This window comes from uncultured Prevotella sp. (genome assembly GCF_946407605.1).
GTDB lineage: Bacteria > Bacteroidota > Bacteroidia > Bacteroidales > Bacteroidaceae > Prevotella.
This window is the reverse complement of the sequence record NZ_CAMJOS010000033.1, coordinates 16,644-32,730: the sequence shown is the minus strand read 5'-3', so window position 1 is coordinate 32,730 and position 16,087 is coordinate 16,644. Positions and strand designations below refer to the sequence as shown.

General features: G+C 50.0%; 15 protein-coding genes and 1 pseudogene. 8 read left to right on the top strand and 8 right to left on the bottom strand.

Going from position 1 to position 16,087, the window contains the following annotated elements:
• Positions 1–901 (bottom strand): glycosyltransferase (locus Q0R57_RS12265; protein WP_294748096.1); only part of this gene is annotated, 901 nt, incomplete at its 3' end.
• Entirely contained in the window at positions 901–1,467 is a 567-nt protein-coding gene (efp, locus tag Q0R57_RS12260; protein WP_294748095.1) for an elongation factor P, read from the bottom strand. The genes efp and Q0R57_RS12265, both read right to left, overlap by 1 nt.
• 192 nt (positions 1,468–1,659) lie before the next feature.
• Between efp and rpmH the strand changes: the two genes are divergently transcribed.
• The 6 genes from rpmH to Q0R57_RS12230 all read left to right on the top strand — a co-directional run bounded on the left by rpmH (position 1,660) and on the right by Q0R57_RS12230 (position 6,648).
• Positions 1,660–1,815: a 50S ribosomal protein L34 gene (rpmH, locus tag Q0R57_RS12255; protein ID WP_004336902.1), complete on the top strand. Its 156-nt coding sequence runs from the start codon at positions 1,660–1,662 to the stop codon at positions 1,813–1,815.
• Positions 1,816–1,953: 138 nt separating this feature from the next.
• Positions 1,954–2,613, top strand: coding sequence for a PASTA domain-containing protein (locus tag Q0R57_RS12250; protein ID WP_294748088.1), 660 nt, complete (start codon positions 1,954–1,956; stop codon positions 2,611–2,613).
• Positions 2,614–2,625: 12 nt separating this feature from the next.
• Positions 2,626–3,711 (top strand): RluA family pseudouridine synthase, encoded by a 1,086-nt coding sequence (locus tag Q0R57_RS12245; protein WP_294748098.1) that lies wholly within the window; start codon positions 2,626–2,628, stop codon positions 3,709–3,711.
• Between the two features lie 97 nt (positions 3,712–3,808).
• A complete protein-coding gene (locus Q0R57_RS12240) occupies positions 3,809–4,798 on the top strand; it encodes a D-alanine--D-alanine ligase (protein WP_294748087.1) in 990 nt (329 codons plus the stop codon).
• Between the two features lie 3 nt (positions 4,799–4,801).
• Positions 4,802–5,980 (top strand): acyltransferase, encoded by a 1,179-nt coding sequence (locus Q0R57_RS12235; RefSeq protein ID WP_294748085.1) that lies wholly within the window; start codon positions 4,802–4,804, stop codon positions 5,978–5,980.
• Complete coding sequence (locus tag Q0R57_RS12230) at positions 5,977–6,648, top strand: NigD-like C-terminal domain-containing protein (protein ID WP_294748083.1); 672 nt, start codon at positions 5,977–5,979, stop codon at positions 6,646–6,648. The genes Q0R57_RS12235 and Q0R57_RS12230 overlap by 4 nt, the downstream gene beginning before the upstream one ends.
• A 4-nt stretch (positions 6,649–6,652) precedes the next feature.
• Here Q0R57_RS12230 and Q0R57_RS12225 read toward each other — a convergent pair whose 3' ends face one another.
• The 3 genes from Q0R57_RS12225 to Q0R57_RS12215 are packed head-to-tail and all read right to left on the bottom strand — an operon-like array spanning position 6,653 to position 9,717.
• Positions 6,653–7,684, bottom strand: a complete 1,032-nt coding sequence (locus Q0R57_RS12225) for a beta-eliminating lyase-related protein (protein ID WP_294748081.1) — start codon at positions 7,682–7,684, stop codon at positions 6,653–6,655.
• A gap of 30 nt (positions 7,685–7,714) precedes the next feature.
• Complete coding sequence (locus Q0R57_RS12220; protein ID WP_294748079.1) at positions 7,715–8,722, bottom strand: TerC family protein; 1,008 nt, start codon at positions 8,720–8,722, stop codon at positions 7,715–7,717.
• A 29-nt stretch (positions 8,723–8,751) separates the two neighbouring features.
• Positions 8,752–9,717: an acetylornithine carbamoyltransferase gene (locus tag Q0R57_RS12215; protein WP_294748076.1), complete on the bottom strand. Its 966-nt coding sequence runs from the start codon at positions 9,715–9,717 to the stop codon at positions 8,752–8,754.
• Between the two features lie 190 nt (positions 9,718–9,907).
• Here Q0R57_RS12215 and Q0R57_RS12210 point away from each other — a divergent pair, with 190 nt between their 5' ends.
• Positions 9,908–10,615 (top strand): YjjG family noncanonical pyrimidine nucleotidase, encoded by a 708-nt coding sequence (locus Q0R57_RS12210; RefSeq protein WP_294748074.1) that lies wholly within the window; start codon positions 9,908–9,910, stop codon positions 10,613–10,615.
• 6 nt (positions 10,616–10,621) lie between these two features.
• On the opposite strand, the gene Q0R57_RS12205 is transcribed toward Q0R57_RS12210, so the two are convergent.
• The 3 genes and pseudogenes from Q0R57_RS12205 to proB all read right to left on the bottom strand — a co-directional run.
• Complete coding sequence (locus Q0R57_RS12205; RefSeq protein WP_294748071.1) at positions 10,622–11,875, bottom strand: glutamate-5-semialdehyde dehydrogenase; 1,254 nt, start codon at positions 11,873–11,875, stop codon at positions 10,622–10,624.
• A gap of 24 nt (positions 11,876–11,899) precedes the next feature.
• A complete protein-coding gene (locus Q0R57_RS12200; protein ID WP_294748068.1) occupies positions 11,900–13,108 on the bottom strand; it encodes a carboxypeptidase-like regulatory domain-containing protein in 1,209 nt (402 codons plus the stop codon).
• 19 nt (positions 13,109–13,127) lie between these two features.
• A pseudogene (gene proB / locus Q0R57_RS12195) lies at positions 13,128–13,892 on the bottom strand (glutamate 5-kinase); the annotation flags it as partial.
• 812 nt (positions 13,893–14,704) lie between these two features.
• On the opposite strand from proB, the gene Q0R57_RS12190 reads away from it, so the two are divergent.
• The gene (locus Q0R57_RS12190; RefSeq protein ID WP_294748065.1) at positions 14,705–16,072 is read left to right on the top strand and encodes an AAA family ATPase; all 1,368 of its coding nucleotides are present in this window, start codon (positions 14,705–14,707) and stop codon (positions 16,070–16,072) included.
• Positions 16,073–16,087: the final 15 nt, after the last annotated feature.

Genomic DNA, 16,087 nt, shown 5'->3' with positions numbered 1-16,087 from the left:
GTGAAAGGTGAAAGGTGAAAGGTGAAAGGTGAAAGGTGAAAGGTGAAAGGTGAAAGGTGGAAGGTGAAGGGTGAAGGGTGAAAGGTGAAAGGAGGATAGATATGAGGGCGGCGAGGAGCAGGGTGATGACACCCAGGGTGAAGACGGTGGGCAGGAGGTGGACGAGCTTCAGGGTGCCAGGATGGCGCTTCTCGAGGTTGATGCGGGCAATGCCGCTGTTGTAAACCTGACGGAAGAACTTGCGGAAGTCGGTACGACGCTTGTGCCACACCCACGCCTCAGGGATAAGAGCCGTCTGATAGCCTGCCTCGACGATGCGATAGGAGAAGTCGATATCCTCGCCGAAACGCATCTTGGTGAAGCCTCCTAACTCCTGATAGACCTCACGACGGATGCCCATGTTATAGGAGCGGGGGAAGAACTTGTCGAGCTTCTTGCCCTTGCCGCCACGAATGCCACCCGTGGTAAAGAACGAGGTCATGCTATAAGAGATGGCCTTCTGAATAGGGGTGAACGAAGGATGCGAGGCATCGGGACCGCCGAAAGCGGCAAAGTTTGGTGAAGGGTGAAGGGTGACGGGTGACGGGAGGATAGCTGAGTTGACGGCCGCCATATAATTGGGTGGCAGGACGACGTCGCTGTCGAGCACGATGAGCCATTCGCCCTTGGCACGTTCGGCTCCGTAGTTACGGCTCTGGCCCGGGCCGCTGTTGTCCTTATAGTAATAATGCAAATCAAGGATGCCTGCGTATTTGTCGCAGACATCCTTGCATGGTTTCTTCGATCCGTCTTCTACGATGATGACCTCAAAGTCCTTCACCTCCTGATGACAGAGGCTCTCAAGGAGTTCGTCTACTTCATCAGGACGATTGAAGACAGGAACGATGATGGAATATTTCATTACTCCTTAGCGCGAGCCAGGTAAGAACCGTCGCGGGTGTCAACCTGAATCAGGTCGCCCTCGTTGATGAACAGGGGCACGCGAACCTCAACACCAGTCTCCAGCGTAGCGGGCTTCAGGGTGTTGGTAGCGGTGTCGCCCTTGATGCCGGGCTCAGAGTGAGTGACGCGCAGGATGGTCTTCACGGGCATCTCAGCATAGAGGATGGTGCCGTCGGTAGTGTCAGAGACAACCTCTACGATGTCGCTCTCCTTCATGAACTCGTGGCCGATAACCAGCTCGTTGTCGATGGGAATCTGCTCGAAGGTCTCCTGATTCATGAAGATACGGCCAGACTGGTCTTCATACAGATACTGGTAGGGGCGACGCTCGATGACAACGTCCTCCAGTTTTTCACCGATGTTGAAGCGGCGCTCCAGCACACGGCCGTCGCTAACGTTCTTCAACTTGATGATCATGATGGTGTTACCCTTACCTGGCTTGCGGTGCTGGAAGTCGATGCAAACCCAAATGGCGCCGTCCATGCGAATGGCGGTACCCTTCTTAATGTCTTGTGAATTAATCATATAAAAATAATGTGTTACTTGTTATTTCGGGTGCAAAGGTACAAAAAAAAGTGAAAAGTGGAAAGTGAAAAGTGAAAAATTTCGCAATAAACTTGTGTATTTCGAAATAAATGCGTAATTTTGCAGCCCGAAATGTGGATTTAGGGTCACATTTGATGGTGAATAATAGTAAAATAAATTAAGAATAAAGCAATGAAAAGAACATTTCAGCCGCACAATCGCCGCCGCGTGAACAAGCATGGTTTCCGCGAGCGCATGGCCACCAAGAATGGCCGTCGCGTCCTGGCTTCTCGCCGTGCAAAGGGCCGCAAGAAGTTGACCGTATCTGACGAGCATCACGGAAAGTAAGCCGTTCGTTGGCAATCGAACCAATAGGCGGGATGAAGCTTTTTGCTTCATCCCGTTTATTTTAGGATATTTTCGCCAAAAACTTTTGCAGGATAAGATATTTTTATTACTTTTGCACACAGAAAGCATATTTGAGCAATGAATGCAAAAGAATTTTTCAAGAAACTGACTGCACCAATGGTCTGGGGCAACCTCTTGGCCATGCTTGTGGTCGTGGTGTTGCTGTGCTTCGGCGTGAAGTGGTGGCTGTCGTCCTATACCCATCATGGCGAGGGTATTGAAGTGCCCGATTTGTATGGTATCCCTCAGTCGAAAGCCTTTGCAACACTCGATGCTATGGGTCTGTTGCTGGTGGTTAACGACTCTTCCTACATAGAAGGAATGCCTGCAGGCGCTATCATCTCACAATTGCCCAAGGCAGGTCAGGAGGTGAAGAGCGGTCGCGTTATCTATGTGACCATCAACTCGCTGACGATGCCCTGCGAGCGTATCCCCGACCTGATAGATAACTGCAGCTATCGTGAGGCTGAGGCTCGTCTGAAGTCGCTGGGCTTCGTGCTCCTGACGCCGAAACTGATTGACGGCGAGAAAGACTGGGTCTATGGCATCCAGTATCGTGGTCGCAACCTGGTGGCAGGTGATGATGTGCCTCGCGAGTCAGAGCTGACCCTGGTCATCGGCAATGGTTCTGTCGGCGACGAGATGGAACTGGAGGACTATGGCGACGGTATCGACGAGAGTGGCCTGTCGGACTTTAGCGATGACGAGGTGGATGATTTCTTGGAGGTAGAAGAATAATAAGGTACACGCATATTGATTGACGAGGATTACATAGAGGATGACCTCCTGGAAGAGGAGGAAGAAGCTGCCGAAGAAGGCGGTCAGGAGCTGTATGAGCACCTGCGACTGGAAGTAGATCGCGGACAGGTGCCTCTGCGCATCGACAAATATCTGACCGAGCACACGCAGCACGCCTCACGCAACCGTATTCAGCAGGCTGCCGACGCAGGCTTCCTGTTTGTGAACGATCGTCCCGTCAAGAGTAATTATAAGGTACGCGCAGGCGATGTCATCACCCTGATGCTCGACCGTCCGCATTTCGATACTACCATTGAGCCGGAGGATATCCCCTTGGATGTGCGCTACGAGGACGACGAGCTGATGGTGATATACAAACCTGCAGGTATGGTGGTGCATCCTGGCTGCGGCAACTTCCATGGCACGTTGGTACATGCCATTGCCTGGCATCTGCGTAACCTGCCAACCTACGACCCCAACGACCCGCAGGTGGGATTGGTGCACCGTATTGACAAGGACACCAGTGGACTGCTGGTGGTGGCAAAGACCCCAGAGGCCAAGTCGAACCTGGGAAAACAGTTCTTCCACCACAACACCCACCGCAGCTATAACGCCTTGGTGTGGGGTAACTTCGTGGAAGACGAGGGACGCATAGAAGGTAACATAGGGCGCGACCCTAAGGACCGTCTGCGCATGGCCGTGTTTCCACCCGACTCAGAGATAGGAAAGCCCGCCGTCACCCATTATAAGGTGTTGGAGCGCTTTGGCTATACCACCTTGGTGGAGTGTGTGCTCGAGACGGGGCGCACCCATCAGATACGAGCTCACATGAAGCATATAGGGCATCCGCTGTTTGCCGATGAGCGCTATGGCGGCGACCAGATACTGCGGGGTGAGCGTACGGCCAGCTATAAGGCCTATATCCAGAACTGTTTCAAACTCTGTCCGCGTCAGGCGCTCCATGCCCGCACCTTGGGGTTCGTTCATCCCAAGACGGGCGAACAGATGGACTTTACCAGTCCGCTGCCCGATGACCTGAATGCCGTTGTGGAGAAGTGGAGGAATAGGTTGAAGGTGACTGGTGAAGGCTGCGAGTAAGCGAGAACAATGACAAACTCGTTTGATCATTGTCGAGCGTGAGCAGACTAGACCGAAGGTCAAAGGTGAAAGTAAAAAAATTAAAGATTAAGATACAATGAAATTTACAAAACGTACTATTGCCATCGTCTGTGGTGGCGACTCATCGGAGCACGATGTCTCATTGCGCTCTGCACAAGGGCTCTATTCTTTTTTTGACAAGGAGCGTTATAACGTCTATGTGGTGGAAATGAAAGGTACCGACTGGCAGGTGTTCCTGCACGACGGCACTACCACTCGTATGACCGTTCATGACTTCTCGTTCAAGGAGAATGGAAAAAAACAGACCTTTGACTATGTCTATATCACTATTCATGGCACACCGGGTGAGAACGGCATCCTGCAGGGCTTCCTCGAGATCCTGCATATCCCCTACAGCACCAGTGGCGTGCTGGTTGAGGCTATGACCTTCGACAAGTTCGTGCTCAACAACTACCTGCGTGGCTTTGGCGTGAAGGTGGCCGACAGCGTGTTGGTGCGTCGTGGTCAGGAGAAGAAGATCAGCAAGAAGGAGATTATAGATATCGTTGGTATGCCTTGCTTCGTGAAGCCTGCCAACGACGGTAGCTCGTTTGGCGTGTCGAAGGTGGTGAAGCCCGACCAGTTGGCTGCAGCTGTTCGCAAGGCCAGCCTGGAGAGCGACGAGGTGATGATTGAGCAGTTCCTGGAGGGTACTGAGATCTCTATCGGTTGCTATAAGACGAAGAATAAGTCTGTGGTGTTACCTGCTACTGAGGTGGTCAGCGAGAACGATTTCTTCGACTACGATGCCAAGTATAATGGTCAGGTGAAGGAGATTACGCCAGCCCGTATTTCTGAGGACACTGCCAAGCGTGTGGCTGAGATTACCAGTCATATCTACGACATCCTGCATTGCAACGGCATCATCCGCATTGACTATATCATCTCGAAAGACCAGCAAATCTCGATGCTCGAGGTCAATACCACTCCTGGCATGACTCCTACCAGCTTCATTCCCCAGCAGGTGCGTGCCGCCGGTCTGGACATGAAGGATGTGCTGACGGATATTGTGGAAAATCAATTCTAAGATATGGTAGAAGGAATAGAGCAGTTCAATGATATCAGGCCATACGAGCCTGAGGAAATGAAGCAGGCGTTCAATGACTTGTTGAACGACCGCCAGTTTAACCTCATTATGAAGGGCTTTGCCCCTTGGCTGCCAAAGTTCCTTCGCAATGGACTGCTGCGACTGGCTTTCATGGGTGTGAAGTCGCCCCTGGATTTCCAGATGCGTTTCATGAAGCCTGTGGTTAGATATATCATCCGTAAGCATACAGACGGTTGTGTGTTCCAACATGACCAGTTGCTGGCCGACAAGCAGACACCGCGCTATACGTTTGTATCCAATCATCGTGACATCGTACTCGATTCGGCTTTTCTTGACTTGAAACTTGTTGAGGCGGGTTATCCTACGACTGTCGAGATTGGCATTGGCGACAATCTGCTTATCTATCCTTGGATAAAACGGTTGGTGCGCATGAATAAAGCCTTCACCGTGCGTCGTGGCCTGACACCCAAGGAGATGTTTGCATCAAGTCAGTTGATGAGTCAGTATATCCATTTCGCTGTTACCAAGAAGCGCGAGAATATCTGGATTGCCCAGCGAGAGGGTAGGGCCAAGGACTCCGACGACCGCACGCAGGAGTCGGTGCTGAAGATGATGGCGATGGGGGGCGACCTCAAGGAGCTGAACATCGTGCCGCTGACCATCAGTTACGAGTATGACCCCTGCGACTACCTCAAGGCGCAGGAGTTCCAGCAGAAACGCGACATTCCTGGTTTCAAGAAGAGCAAGCAGGACGACCTGGACAATATGAAGACGGGCATCCTGGGCTATAAGGGACGCGTCACCTATCATTGCGGCACACCCATCAACGCTTGGATTGACGAGATTGCAGAACTGCCCAAGAACGAGTTCTTTGCGCAGCTGGCCCAGCGCATGGACCGTGAGATTCATCGTGGCTATACCCTCTATCCCTGCAACTATATCGCACTGGATATGTTAGTTGAGAATGGAGAATGGAGAATGGAGAATTATGATAAGTCTCAAGCCTCAAATTATACTGCAGCTGATGTGGAGCGTTTCGAAAAATATCTGAAGGGACAGCTTGACAAAATCAAGATACCCAATAAGGACGAGGCGTTCCTGCGTCAGAAGATGCTGGAGATGTATGCCAATCCTGTCAAGAATCAAATTGCTGCTCAATGACCCTCCCCCGTCACCATACCCCCTTCTTGCGTTCCACCCTTTTTGTCGTGGCTCTTCTGTGCCTGTGCTCCTGCACTCAGGATACCTACGACAAGGGCGAGGGTGACTATTCGCAGATGACGGCAGAGTTGGCCGATGCCCATGTGGATGCCCATAAGTACATCGACTATGTTGATACTGACGAGGGCCAGCACCTTGTGCTCAGCGAACCCGTTACTGCCAGCTTCATCGCCAAGGCCGACACCACCTATCGCGTGTCCTTTTATTATAAGATGGCTGGTGAAAAGGCGCAGCCCATCACCTTGGGGAATGTCCTTGTGGTCACGCCAAAGGCTATCAAGGACATGAAGACCGACCCCGTGCGTCTGGAGAGCATGTGGATAGGCAAGTCGGCCAAGTATCTCAATATGGGTGTTTATCTCATGACGGGCACCACTCAGTCCTCCAGTCTCAAGCAGATCTTAGGTTGTAGGCGCGATACCCTTATGCACAATGCCGATGGCACTACCACACTTCGCCTCACCTTCTATCACGATCAGGGCGGCGTGCCCCAATACTATTCCCAGCGCGCCTATTTCAGCATACCTCTCACAGGTGTTGCCGCCGACTCTATTTGGCTCAGCGTCAACACTTATGATGGTCTCATAACCAGGAAGTTCCGAAAGTAAATCGTTATTCCGTCAGACAGCGTTCGAGGGTTCTTAAATCCTCGTCGGTGGTGGCCCAGCTGGTAACGAAACGGCAGATGGTGTGTCCTTCGTCGTAAGGTCCCCAGTGGGTGAACTGCACCAGTTTCTCCAACCGTTCCACCTCCTTGTTGGGCAGAATGACGAACTGTTGGTTGGTGGGCGAGTCAAGATAAAACTGATAGCCATGTTGTTGGAACATCTGTTTCATCTGCATGGCTTTCTCAATAGCATGTCGGGCCAGTTTAAAGTATAAGTCGTCTGTGAATAACGCCTCGAACTGCAATCCTATAAGTGCGCCTTTGGCAATGACGGCTCCGTGCTGTTTCTGGATGGAGAAGAAATGCTTATGGGCATTGCCGTGTGTAAATACCACAGCTTCACCACACAAGGCTCCAATCTTTGTGCCACCAATATAGAATACATCACAATGACGGGCCAGATAAGGTAGGGTGATGTCGCTACCTTCTGCCATCAAACCATAGCCCAGACGGGCGCCGTCAACATACAAGGGAATATCGAAACTGCGACACACCTGATAGATGTCGTCGAGTTCTTGCGCCGAATAGAGCGTTCCTAATTCCGTTGGGAAAGTAATATAGACCAGTCCTGGGTGTACGGCGTGGTTCCTGTTGCCGTCAGCCATAAAGTCTTCAAGGTATTTGCGCAGCACGCCGGCTTCCATCTTACCCTGTGCGTCGGGTAGGGTGATAATCTTATGCTCAGTAAACTCTACAGCACCTGCCTCATGAACATTGATGTGACCTGTGCCGACACAAATAACGCCCTCGTACTGATAAAGCATCGAGTCGATGGTGGTGGCATTGGTCTGAGTACCTCCAGTGAGAAAGAATATCTGTGCATCGGGCAATCCGCAGACCTCACGGATACGTTGCTTGGCACGTTCCGAGAAATCATCGAAGCCATAGGGCGTTGGACGTGCGTCATTATGTCTTACAAGGGCTTCTAACACCAATGGGTGGGCACCATTGTCATAATCGCATTCAAATGAAATCATCTTAGTATTTTACAATTTACGATTTACAATTTATTTGCGAGTCGAAGATTTTGTGACTACATACGACAGTCCCATTGACAGGAGCAGTGTGCCGAAGATAAAGACGAGCGACCATATAGTGGGTATCTCGATATGGGGCATGTTCAGGTCGAAACCTACCCACGATGCTATCAGGTTGATGTACTCGTTCATGGCCAGCAGCATCTTGATGCCTACAAAGATGAGGATGATGCCCAGACCGTATTTCAGGTAGGTGAAGTACTTGGCAACGGCGGCCAACGCGAAATAGAGAGCACGCAGACCGAGGATGGCGAAGATGTTGGAGGTGAGCACGATAAACGGATCGCGGCTCACGGAGAACACAGCGGGGATAGAGTCGACAGCAAAGGCCACATCAGTGGTCTCGATGACCAGCAGGGTGATAAACAGCGGTGTGGCCACGCGGCGGGCCTTCCAACCCTTGCGCTCTGCTATGAAGAACTTGTCGCCACGCATCTTATCGGTCACGGGGAAGAACTTCTTAAACAGCTTGACGATGACGTTCTGCGACGGGTCGCCCTGCTGCTCGTCGCTATGCGTAAACATCTTTCCGCCCGTATAGAGCAGGAACAGACCGAAGAGTCCCAGCACCCATTCAAACTGCTCGACCATAGCCGCGCCGGCAAAGATAAAGATGCTGCGCAGCACCAAGGCTCCGAAGATACCCCAGAACAGCACCTCGTGCTGGTATTTGCGGTCGATGCCGAAAAACGAGAAGAGCATGAGGAACACGAAGAGGTTGTCCATCGACAGCGACTTCTCTATCAGATAGCCTGCGAGGAATTCCATGGCTTTCTCGTGGGCATCCACAGGATAGAGGAAATAGATGCCGGCGCAGAACACCAGCGAGACGCCTATCCAGACGCATGTCATTTTCAGCGCCTCTTTGATACTGACCTCATGCTCACCTTTCTTGCCGAACATCTTCAAGTCGGCAATCAGCATGATAAACACCAGTACGTAGAACAGAATCCACGCCCAAAAGGGTAATATACTCATACAATAATGTGTCTTAATTCTTAGATGGACTACAGGGCTTCAAGCATTCGTTTCAATACTACCGAGCACGATATCTCACGGTTGGCAGCCTCAGGGATGACGAGACTATTGGGGCTCTCGATGACATCATCGGTCACGATGAGGTTGCGGCGTACAGGCAGACAATGCATGAACTTACCATTATTGGTCCACGACATGTGCTCAGTATCCACCGTCCACGAACGGTCCTCGCAGGTAATCTTGCCGTAGTCCTTCAGATTGGTCACACCAGGGTTACTCCAGTTCTTGGCGTAGATAAAGTCGGCACCCTCAAAGGCTTTCTTCTGATCATACTCTACACGGGCATTGCCCACAAACTGTGGGTCGAGTTCATAGCCCTTGGGATGGGTAATCACCAGGTCCACATCTTCGGCGGCATTCATCCATTCCGCAAAGCTGTTGGGAACGGCCTGAGGCAGCGCACGGCAATGGGGAGCCCAGGTCAGTACCACTTTTGGCTTCTTCACAGTCTTATGCTCCTCAATGGTGATGAGGTCTGCAAAGGCCTGCAACGGATGAACAGTAGCCGTCTCCATGGCGAAGACGGGGCGGCCGCTGTATTTAATAAACTGCTGCAGCACCGTCTCGGCATAGTCGTAGTCACGGTCGGAAAGGCCGGCAAAGCTTCTCACACCGATGATGTCGCAGTAGCAGCCCATCACAGGAATAGCCTCCAGCAGGTGCTCGCTCTTGTCGCCATCCATGATGACACCACGTTCTGTCTCCAGTTTCCAGGCTCCAGCGTTCACGTCGAGCACGATGACGTTCATGCCCAAGTTCATCGCAGCCTTCTGTGTGGACAGACGGGTACGCAGTGAGTTATTGAAGAATATCATCATCAAGGTTTTGTTCTTGCCCAGATGCTGATACTTGTAACGGTCGTTCTTAATCTCGAATGCCTCGGCCAGCGCCTTATCCAGCGGACCCAGGTCTTTTGCATTGATAAATGTTCTCATGTCAGTTTCTTAATCGACTGCAAAATTAATCATTTTCCTACAATTCCTACAATTCCTACAGTTAATTTTACGCAACCGCCCGACATTTTTACTGTTGGAAGGCATCTGGGAAGAAAAAAGGAGGGTTCTCTTTGTGTACTCAATCTTTTTCATTACTTTTGCAGCAGAATTAAAAGAATGCTATCCGGCTATGCGATATAAGGATTTGTTTATCGACTTCGATGACACACTTTACGACACTCACGGCAATGCGGAGATTGCGTTACGTGAGACCTTTGACGTGTTTCACTTGGAACGCTATTTTGCTGACCCACAAGTGTTTTATGATGCCTATTGGTTAGCAAACATCGACCTGTGGACCCACTATTCGAAGGGTGAGATAACTCGCGACTATCTGATTGTGGAGCGTTTCCGTCGTCCACTTTCCGTAGGCAAAGGTCTAAACGTCACTGAAGCCCTCTGTCTTGAGATGAGTGATGTGTTTCTGGACTTCTGTTCTTCGAAACCTGGTGTGGTGGAGGGAGCTCACGAACTGATGGATTACTTGAAAGGGCGAGGCTATAGGATGCACATGACGAGCAACGGCTTTCACGAGGTGCAGTATAAAAAACTGGCTGCCTGTGGTCTGCGTGATTATTTCGACACCATTATCCTGAGTGAGGATGCTGGTGCTAACAAACCCTCGTCGGCCTACTTCGACTATGCTATGAAGACATCAGGTGCAGAACGTCAGTCCACGCTGATGATTGGTGACAACCTGCAGACCGACATCCTCGGAGCCCTGAATGCCGGCCTTGATGCCCTGCTTTTCAACCGCTGGGATGTGAACCCCAACGACGCGACACAGGCTCCGACATTTGTGGTGTGGAGCCTGCGCGATATCATGAATATTCTATAAAGAACGTTAGCTTCTTATCTGACCTTCGCCCTCGATGAGCCATTTGTAGGTGCAGATCTCTTCCAGCGCCATAGGACCGCGAGGGCCGAGCTTCTGCGTGGAGATGCCAATCTCGGCGCCGAGGCCGAACTGGGCACCATCGGTGAACGAGGTGGGTGCATTCCAATAGACACAGGCCGCATCGACATGAGCCTGAAACTTACGGGCCGTCTGCTCGTTCATCGTCACGATGGCCTCGCTATGGCCAGAGCCGTTCTCGTCGATATGAGTGAGGGCCTCGTCAAGCGAGCTGACAGTCTTGATGGCGAGTTTATAGTCCATGAACTCTGTGCCAAAACTGTCGGCTGTGGCGTGCTGAATAAGTGAAGAGTGAAGAGTGAAGAGTGAAGAATTTGCTAACGCAGCAAACGCTTTCTCATCGGCATAGAGGGTGACATTCTTTTCCAGAAGCGGTGCTACCAGTTCTGCCAAGTCTCCTAGTCTGTCCTCATGCACCAGCAGACAATCCAGGGCATTGCAGACGCTGACTCTGCGCGTCTTGGCGTTGTTGATGATGGCACGGCCCATCTCCAAGTCACCATCCTTGTCGAAGTAGGTGTTCACCACGCCAGCGCCTGTCTCTATGACGGGGATGCGAGCTGTATCACGCACAAAATCTATGAGTTTGCGTCCGCCGCGAGGGATGCAGAGATCCACATAGCCTACAGCATTCAACATCTCGCCAGTAGCCTCGTGGGTGGCTGGCAGCAAGGCTACAACATCCTTGTCGACACCATACTGTTCGAGCACCTCGTGAATCAAGGCTACCTCTTCGCGGTTAGAGCTGTCGGCATCCTTACCGCCTTTCAACACACAGGCGTTGCCGCTCTTGAAACAAAGGGAGAAGACGTCGAACGTGACGTTGGGACGGGCCTCGTATATCATGCCGATGACGCCAAAGGGCACAGACACACGACAGAGACGAAGGCCGTTGGGCAGCGTCTTCTGTTTGGTGACATGACCTAAGGGCGAGGGTAGGGTGGCTACGCTGCGCATATCACTGGCAATACCCTCCAGTCGACTGGGGGTCAGTTGCAGACGGTCGTAGAGTGGATTCTCCTTTGACATCTTTGCCAGATCCTCAGCATTTGCTTTCAAGATGCGCTCCTGCTGGGTGATGATGGCGTTGGCCACTGCCAGCAGAATATCGTTGCGCTGCTGGTCGTTGAGCAATGCCAGACTCTTGCTGGCCCGTTTGGTTTTTGCAAATTGTTCGTTCATATCTTCTGTCATCATTACTACCTTTTACTTAAACACTCCAAAAAGCTGATGACCCTCGAAGAGCTTCATAACCGCCTCTTCGACGGGAGTACGTAGCACCACCTCGTTGTCTTCCCAGAACTTAGCATCATAGCCTTGTCTGGCAATCTCTTCCTGCATATTATTGCCCATATCAAGTCTGACGCCTCGACCTGTTTTCCTGTCACCAATATTAAAGAGTACAGAACTGGTGACAATGGTTTTGTCATAGAGATCGTGCTCTTCGTCGATAGCCACCGACTGCACCTCGAGGAATCCACGGTCTTCTGTCATGTTGACCACGAAATGGAATTCCGTGTTGAACACCTCATCGTAGGCCTCCATGCCAAAGGCTTCCATTAGTTTGTGAGATTTTTCGCTCATGCGCATCTTCTTATGTTTCACCACCAAGTTCAGTTCTTTGCCTTCCATCTTTCTCAGCAGCAGGGTGTTGGCGTCGAAATATAGTGTGGCTTCGAGTACCACCTGATCGGTGGGCTTGGGTGAGAAGTGGATGGCAAGCAGCCGGTCATCGCCATCGCCAATCCATTGGCCTGTGATGTCATAATGGTTCGCATAGTATTTCGTCAGCGGATAGCGGTCGTCTTTTCTTGCACGTTCGTTATGCAGAGGTGTAATCTGGATTTGCGAGGTGATGAAGAAATTGGAATAGAAGGAGTAGTAATGGGTGCTGTCGGGTTGGATGCCGGCGAAGCGCCCCTTGGTCAATGCCAGGTTGCGGAGCCATAAAGCGGAGTTGCCACCAAGGAAGGCTTCCATGAACTCGTAGCAGACAGAGTCGGTAAAGGCCGTCTGGCGATAGAAGAAACACGCCTTTTGCTTACGATTATCCTTGAATTGCTTCATGTTCTCCTCGATAGCTTTCTCGAGCAGACTCCTGATAGGAAGGACAGTCACTTCGTTTAAGGTAGTTGCCATAGGCTCCAACTCAACGACTGGTGTCATCTCGGTGGCGAGGATATACTTGGTCTTATAGCCAACAAAACTGAGACGAATCTTGTCTTCGGCCTCACATACGATGCGGAAGCCACCTTCGGCATTGGTGATGGTAGCATTGGTGTTGCTGATATAGATACTGGCATAAGGCAGTGGCTCTTGTGTCTGCGCATCCATGACGATAGCCTCGACGGCTATAGTCTGGGCGGCAGCTGTCAAGGGCAGACAGAAGAGTAATAGGTATATCAGCCGTTTCATGTGCGTCTTAACCTTCTGTCGGCAAGAATTCTGTGTGGGGCGTGGCATCTCTGCGTTCCATCAGATCCACAAGGATATTTTCGCGCTCACCATTGGCAATGATGACACGAATGCCAGCCTGCGACACCTTCGAGGCCGTGGTGTACTTGGAGTGCATGCCGCCGCGTCCGAAGGCACTCTTCTCGGCTTTGATATATTGCGAGAGGTCGCGCCCGGGGGCTACCTGAGGGATTATCTTTGATGCAGGGTCATCAGGATGACCATCATAGATGCCGTCGATATTACTTAAAAGGATAAGTGTGTCGGCCTGCATCATCTGGGCGATGAGACCAGAGAGCTCGTCGTTATCGGTAAACATCAGCTCAGTGACGCTCACCGTGTCGTTCTCGTTGACAATAGGCAGCACGTCGTTTTCAAGCATCACCGTCATACAAGCTTGCTGGTTGCTGTACTGCTCGCCTGGTTGGAAGTTCTCTTTCATGGTGAGCACCTGTCCCACATGGATGCCGAACTCACGGAAGAGGTCGTAATAGAGTCCTACGAGTTTTACCTGACCAACGGCAGAAAATAGCTGACGCTGCTCTACGCTGTCGAGTGAGTGGTCTACCGTCAGTTCTCTGCGTCCACAGGCTACAGCACCTGACGATACGAGGATTACCTCGTAGTCCTGACGGCGCAGCCATGCTATTTGGTCAACGAGTGCCGACATACGGGTGACGTCGAGTTTTCCGTCCTTACGAGTCAGCACGTTCGAACCTACCTTGATGACAATTCTTTTCTTCATGATGCATTTACTATCAAACAGGTGCAAAGTTACGAAAAAAGCTTGTAAAAGCGAAGCGATTTTGGAAGATTAACGCAATTCGGCCTAAAATAAAGGCAAGACGGGGATTTAGAGCCCCTTGATAAGGGGCGGCTATAATGCAGGGATATGCAAATTGTGGAGGATTGGTGAAGGAGTTAGGTTGCCAAATCGTAACCTCATTTAGCCATCTCCTTCATCTTTGTGACGAAACTATTGAAGCTCGTCAGCAGTTCTTCGACGAGCGAAGCGGCAAGCCGATTACCTCGTAGGTACTGCGCTCAATTGATATTACTTCCATGTCTGTTTAGTTTTTGAAATTTGCGAGCAAAGGTACATCATGATTTCCAGATAGGTTCTTTCTGAAAATTCTCTGTTGTGAAATAACACTTCAGGGAAACAAAACCCTAATGTCTGTCGAGCTTGCTCATCAGAAAGCAGACAAGCATTTTTGTGTGGCACTCCACAGAAAACTGCGTATTAGGCTATTATCCCATAGTATGTATGTATATTGATGTAATACAATAATATACAATGATTTTACATGATTATTAGTAACAAATAAGTAACATTCTTAGGAAAGGTTTATAACTGCGTTACATACCTTTTTCAGTTGAGGTCAGTCACACATTTGATTGTTACATATTGAGATTTTCGGCATATGTGAGACGTGTTCCTTTGAGAATCTTGGCGTTTTTCTATGAAAAATCTTTGAGGATTTCGGCATTTTTTATTATTTTCCTTTGGAATTTGGAATTTTATAGCTATCTTTGCACCGAATAAAATAAAAAACGATGGCAGAAAGAATATTTAGGCGCAAGATCTATGAGCAAATGCTGAGTTGGAAACAAAATCAGCACGGGACAACCGCACTTCTTATCAGAGGTGCAAGGCGTGTCGGCAAATCCACTGTTGCCGAGGAGTTTGCCCGTAATGAATACGAGAGCTACATATTGGTTGACTTCTCAAAGGCAACGCCAGCAATACACCGTTTGTTTGAAGATGTCTCCAATTTGGACTACATCTTCACCCAATTGCAACTTAACTATCGAAAAAGCCTGAAACCACACAAGTCTGTCATCATCTTTGATGAAATACAAAAGCAGCCATTAGCCAGGCAAGCCATTAAAACGCTTGTGGCCGATGGACGCTACGATTACATCGAGACAGGCTCTCTGTTGAGCATCAAGCGTAAATGGAAATCAGCAGGCAAGAATAGCCAACAGAACAACATTCTCATTCCCAGTGAGGAGACACGCCTTGATATGTACCCTATGGACTATGAGGAGTTTCGTTGGGCGTTGGGAGATGACCAGACTATTCCACTTTTGCATACAATGTTCAACAATTTGAGTCCGCTGAGTGATGATACGAATCGTCGTATGATGCGCGATTTCCGTCTGTATGTTTTGGTTGGAGGCATGCCCCAGGCAGTCAATGACTACCTTGACACGAACGACATGAGCATTGTTGACCAACGCAAGCGTAGCATTCTTGACCTATACGATGAAGATTTCTACGACTTGGATCCATCAGGCCAAACCTCCGACCTGTTTCACGCCATTCCTGCACAACTAAGCAGTAACGCATCTCGCTATAAGGTGAGTAGCGTGATTGAGGGAGGAAAACTGGATCGTTTGAGAGGTCAGATAAATATCCTCAAGGATTCCATGACCGTCAATATAGCTTATCATGCTAACGACCCAAGTGCAGGACTGGCATCACACATCAACCGCGACCAGTTCAAATTGTTTTGCGGAGATACAGGGCTGTTTATCACTCTTGCTTTCTGGGACGATAAATTTACAGAAAATGTCATTTACCAGAAATTGCTGAGTGACAAACTGAAGGCTGATGTGGGCTATGTCTATGAGAACGTGGTGTCACAGATACTGACAGCTGCAGGAAATAAGCTATATTACCATACGTGGCCAACGCCATCGGGCAAACATAATTACGAGATAGACTTCCTTCTGTCTCGTAAAGCTAAAATTTGCCCAATAGAAGTCAAGTCGTCGACATCCAATCTTCATGTTTCTATCGATGAATTCCAGAAAAAGTTCTCAGCCCGCATTCAGCAACGATACCTTCTACACTCGAAGGATATTCGTAAAGAGCAAGACTTGATATTACTGCCAATGTATATGTCAATGTTTCTTTAGAACCGTTTTCATTAT

What these genes read in the sequence shown, in the direction of transcription:
- efp (WP_294748095.1), bottom strand. Translation starts at nt 1,467, where the DNA reads ATGATTAATTCACAAGACATTAAGAAGGGTACCGCCATTCGCATGGAC.
- rpmH (WP_004336902.1), top strand. Translation starts at nt 1,660, where the DNA reads ATGAAAAGAACATTTCAGCCGCACAATCGCCGCCGCGTGAACAAGCAT.
- Q0R57_RS12250 (WP_294748088.1), top strand. Translation starts at nt 1,954, where the DNA reads ATGAATGCAAAAGAATTTTTCAAGAAACTGACTGCACCAATGGTCTGG.
- Q0R57_RS12240 (WP_294748087.1), top strand. Translation starts at nt 3,809, where the DNA reads ATGAAATTTACAAAACGTACTATTGCCATCGTCTGTGGTGGCGACTCA.
- Q0R57_RS12235 (WP_294748085.1), top strand. Translation starts at nt 4,802, where the DNA reads ATGGTAGAAGGAATAGAGCAGTTCAATGATATCAGGCCATACGAGCCT.
- Q0R57_RS12230 (WP_294748083.1), top strand. Translation starts at nt 5,977, where the DNA reads ATGACCCTCCCCCGTCACCATACCCCCTTCTTGCGTTCCACCCTTTTT.
- Q0R57_RS12225 (WP_294748081.1), bottom strand. Translation starts at nt 7,684, where the DNA reads ATGATTTCATTTGAATGCGATTATGACAATGGTGCCCACCCATTGGTG.
- Q0R57_RS12220 (WP_294748079.1), bottom strand. Translation starts at nt 8,722, where the DNA reads ATGAGTATATTACCCTTTTGGGCGTGGATTCTGTTCTACGTACTGGTG.
- Q0R57_RS12215 (WP_294748076.1), bottom strand. Translation starts at nt 9,717, where the DNA reads ATGAGAACATTTATCAATGCAAAAGACCTGGGTCCGCTGGATAAGGCG.
- Q0R57_RS12210 (WP_294748074.1), top strand. Translation starts at nt 9,908, where the DNA reads ATGCGATATAAGGATTTGTTTATCGACTTCGATGACACACTTTACGAC.
- Q0R57_RS12205 (WP_294748071.1), bottom strand. Translation starts at nt 11,875, where the DNA reads ATGAACGAACAATTTGCAAAAACCAAACGGGCCAGCAAGAGTCTGGCA.
- Q0R57_RS12200 (WP_294748068.1), bottom strand. Translation starts at nt 13,108, where the DNA reads ATGAAACGGCTGATATACCTATTACTCTTCTGTCTGCCCTTGACAGCT.
- Q0R57_RS12190 (WP_294748065.1), top strand. Translation starts at nt 14,705, where the DNA reads ATGGCAGAAAGAATATTTAGGCGCAAGATCTATGAGCAAATGCTGAGT.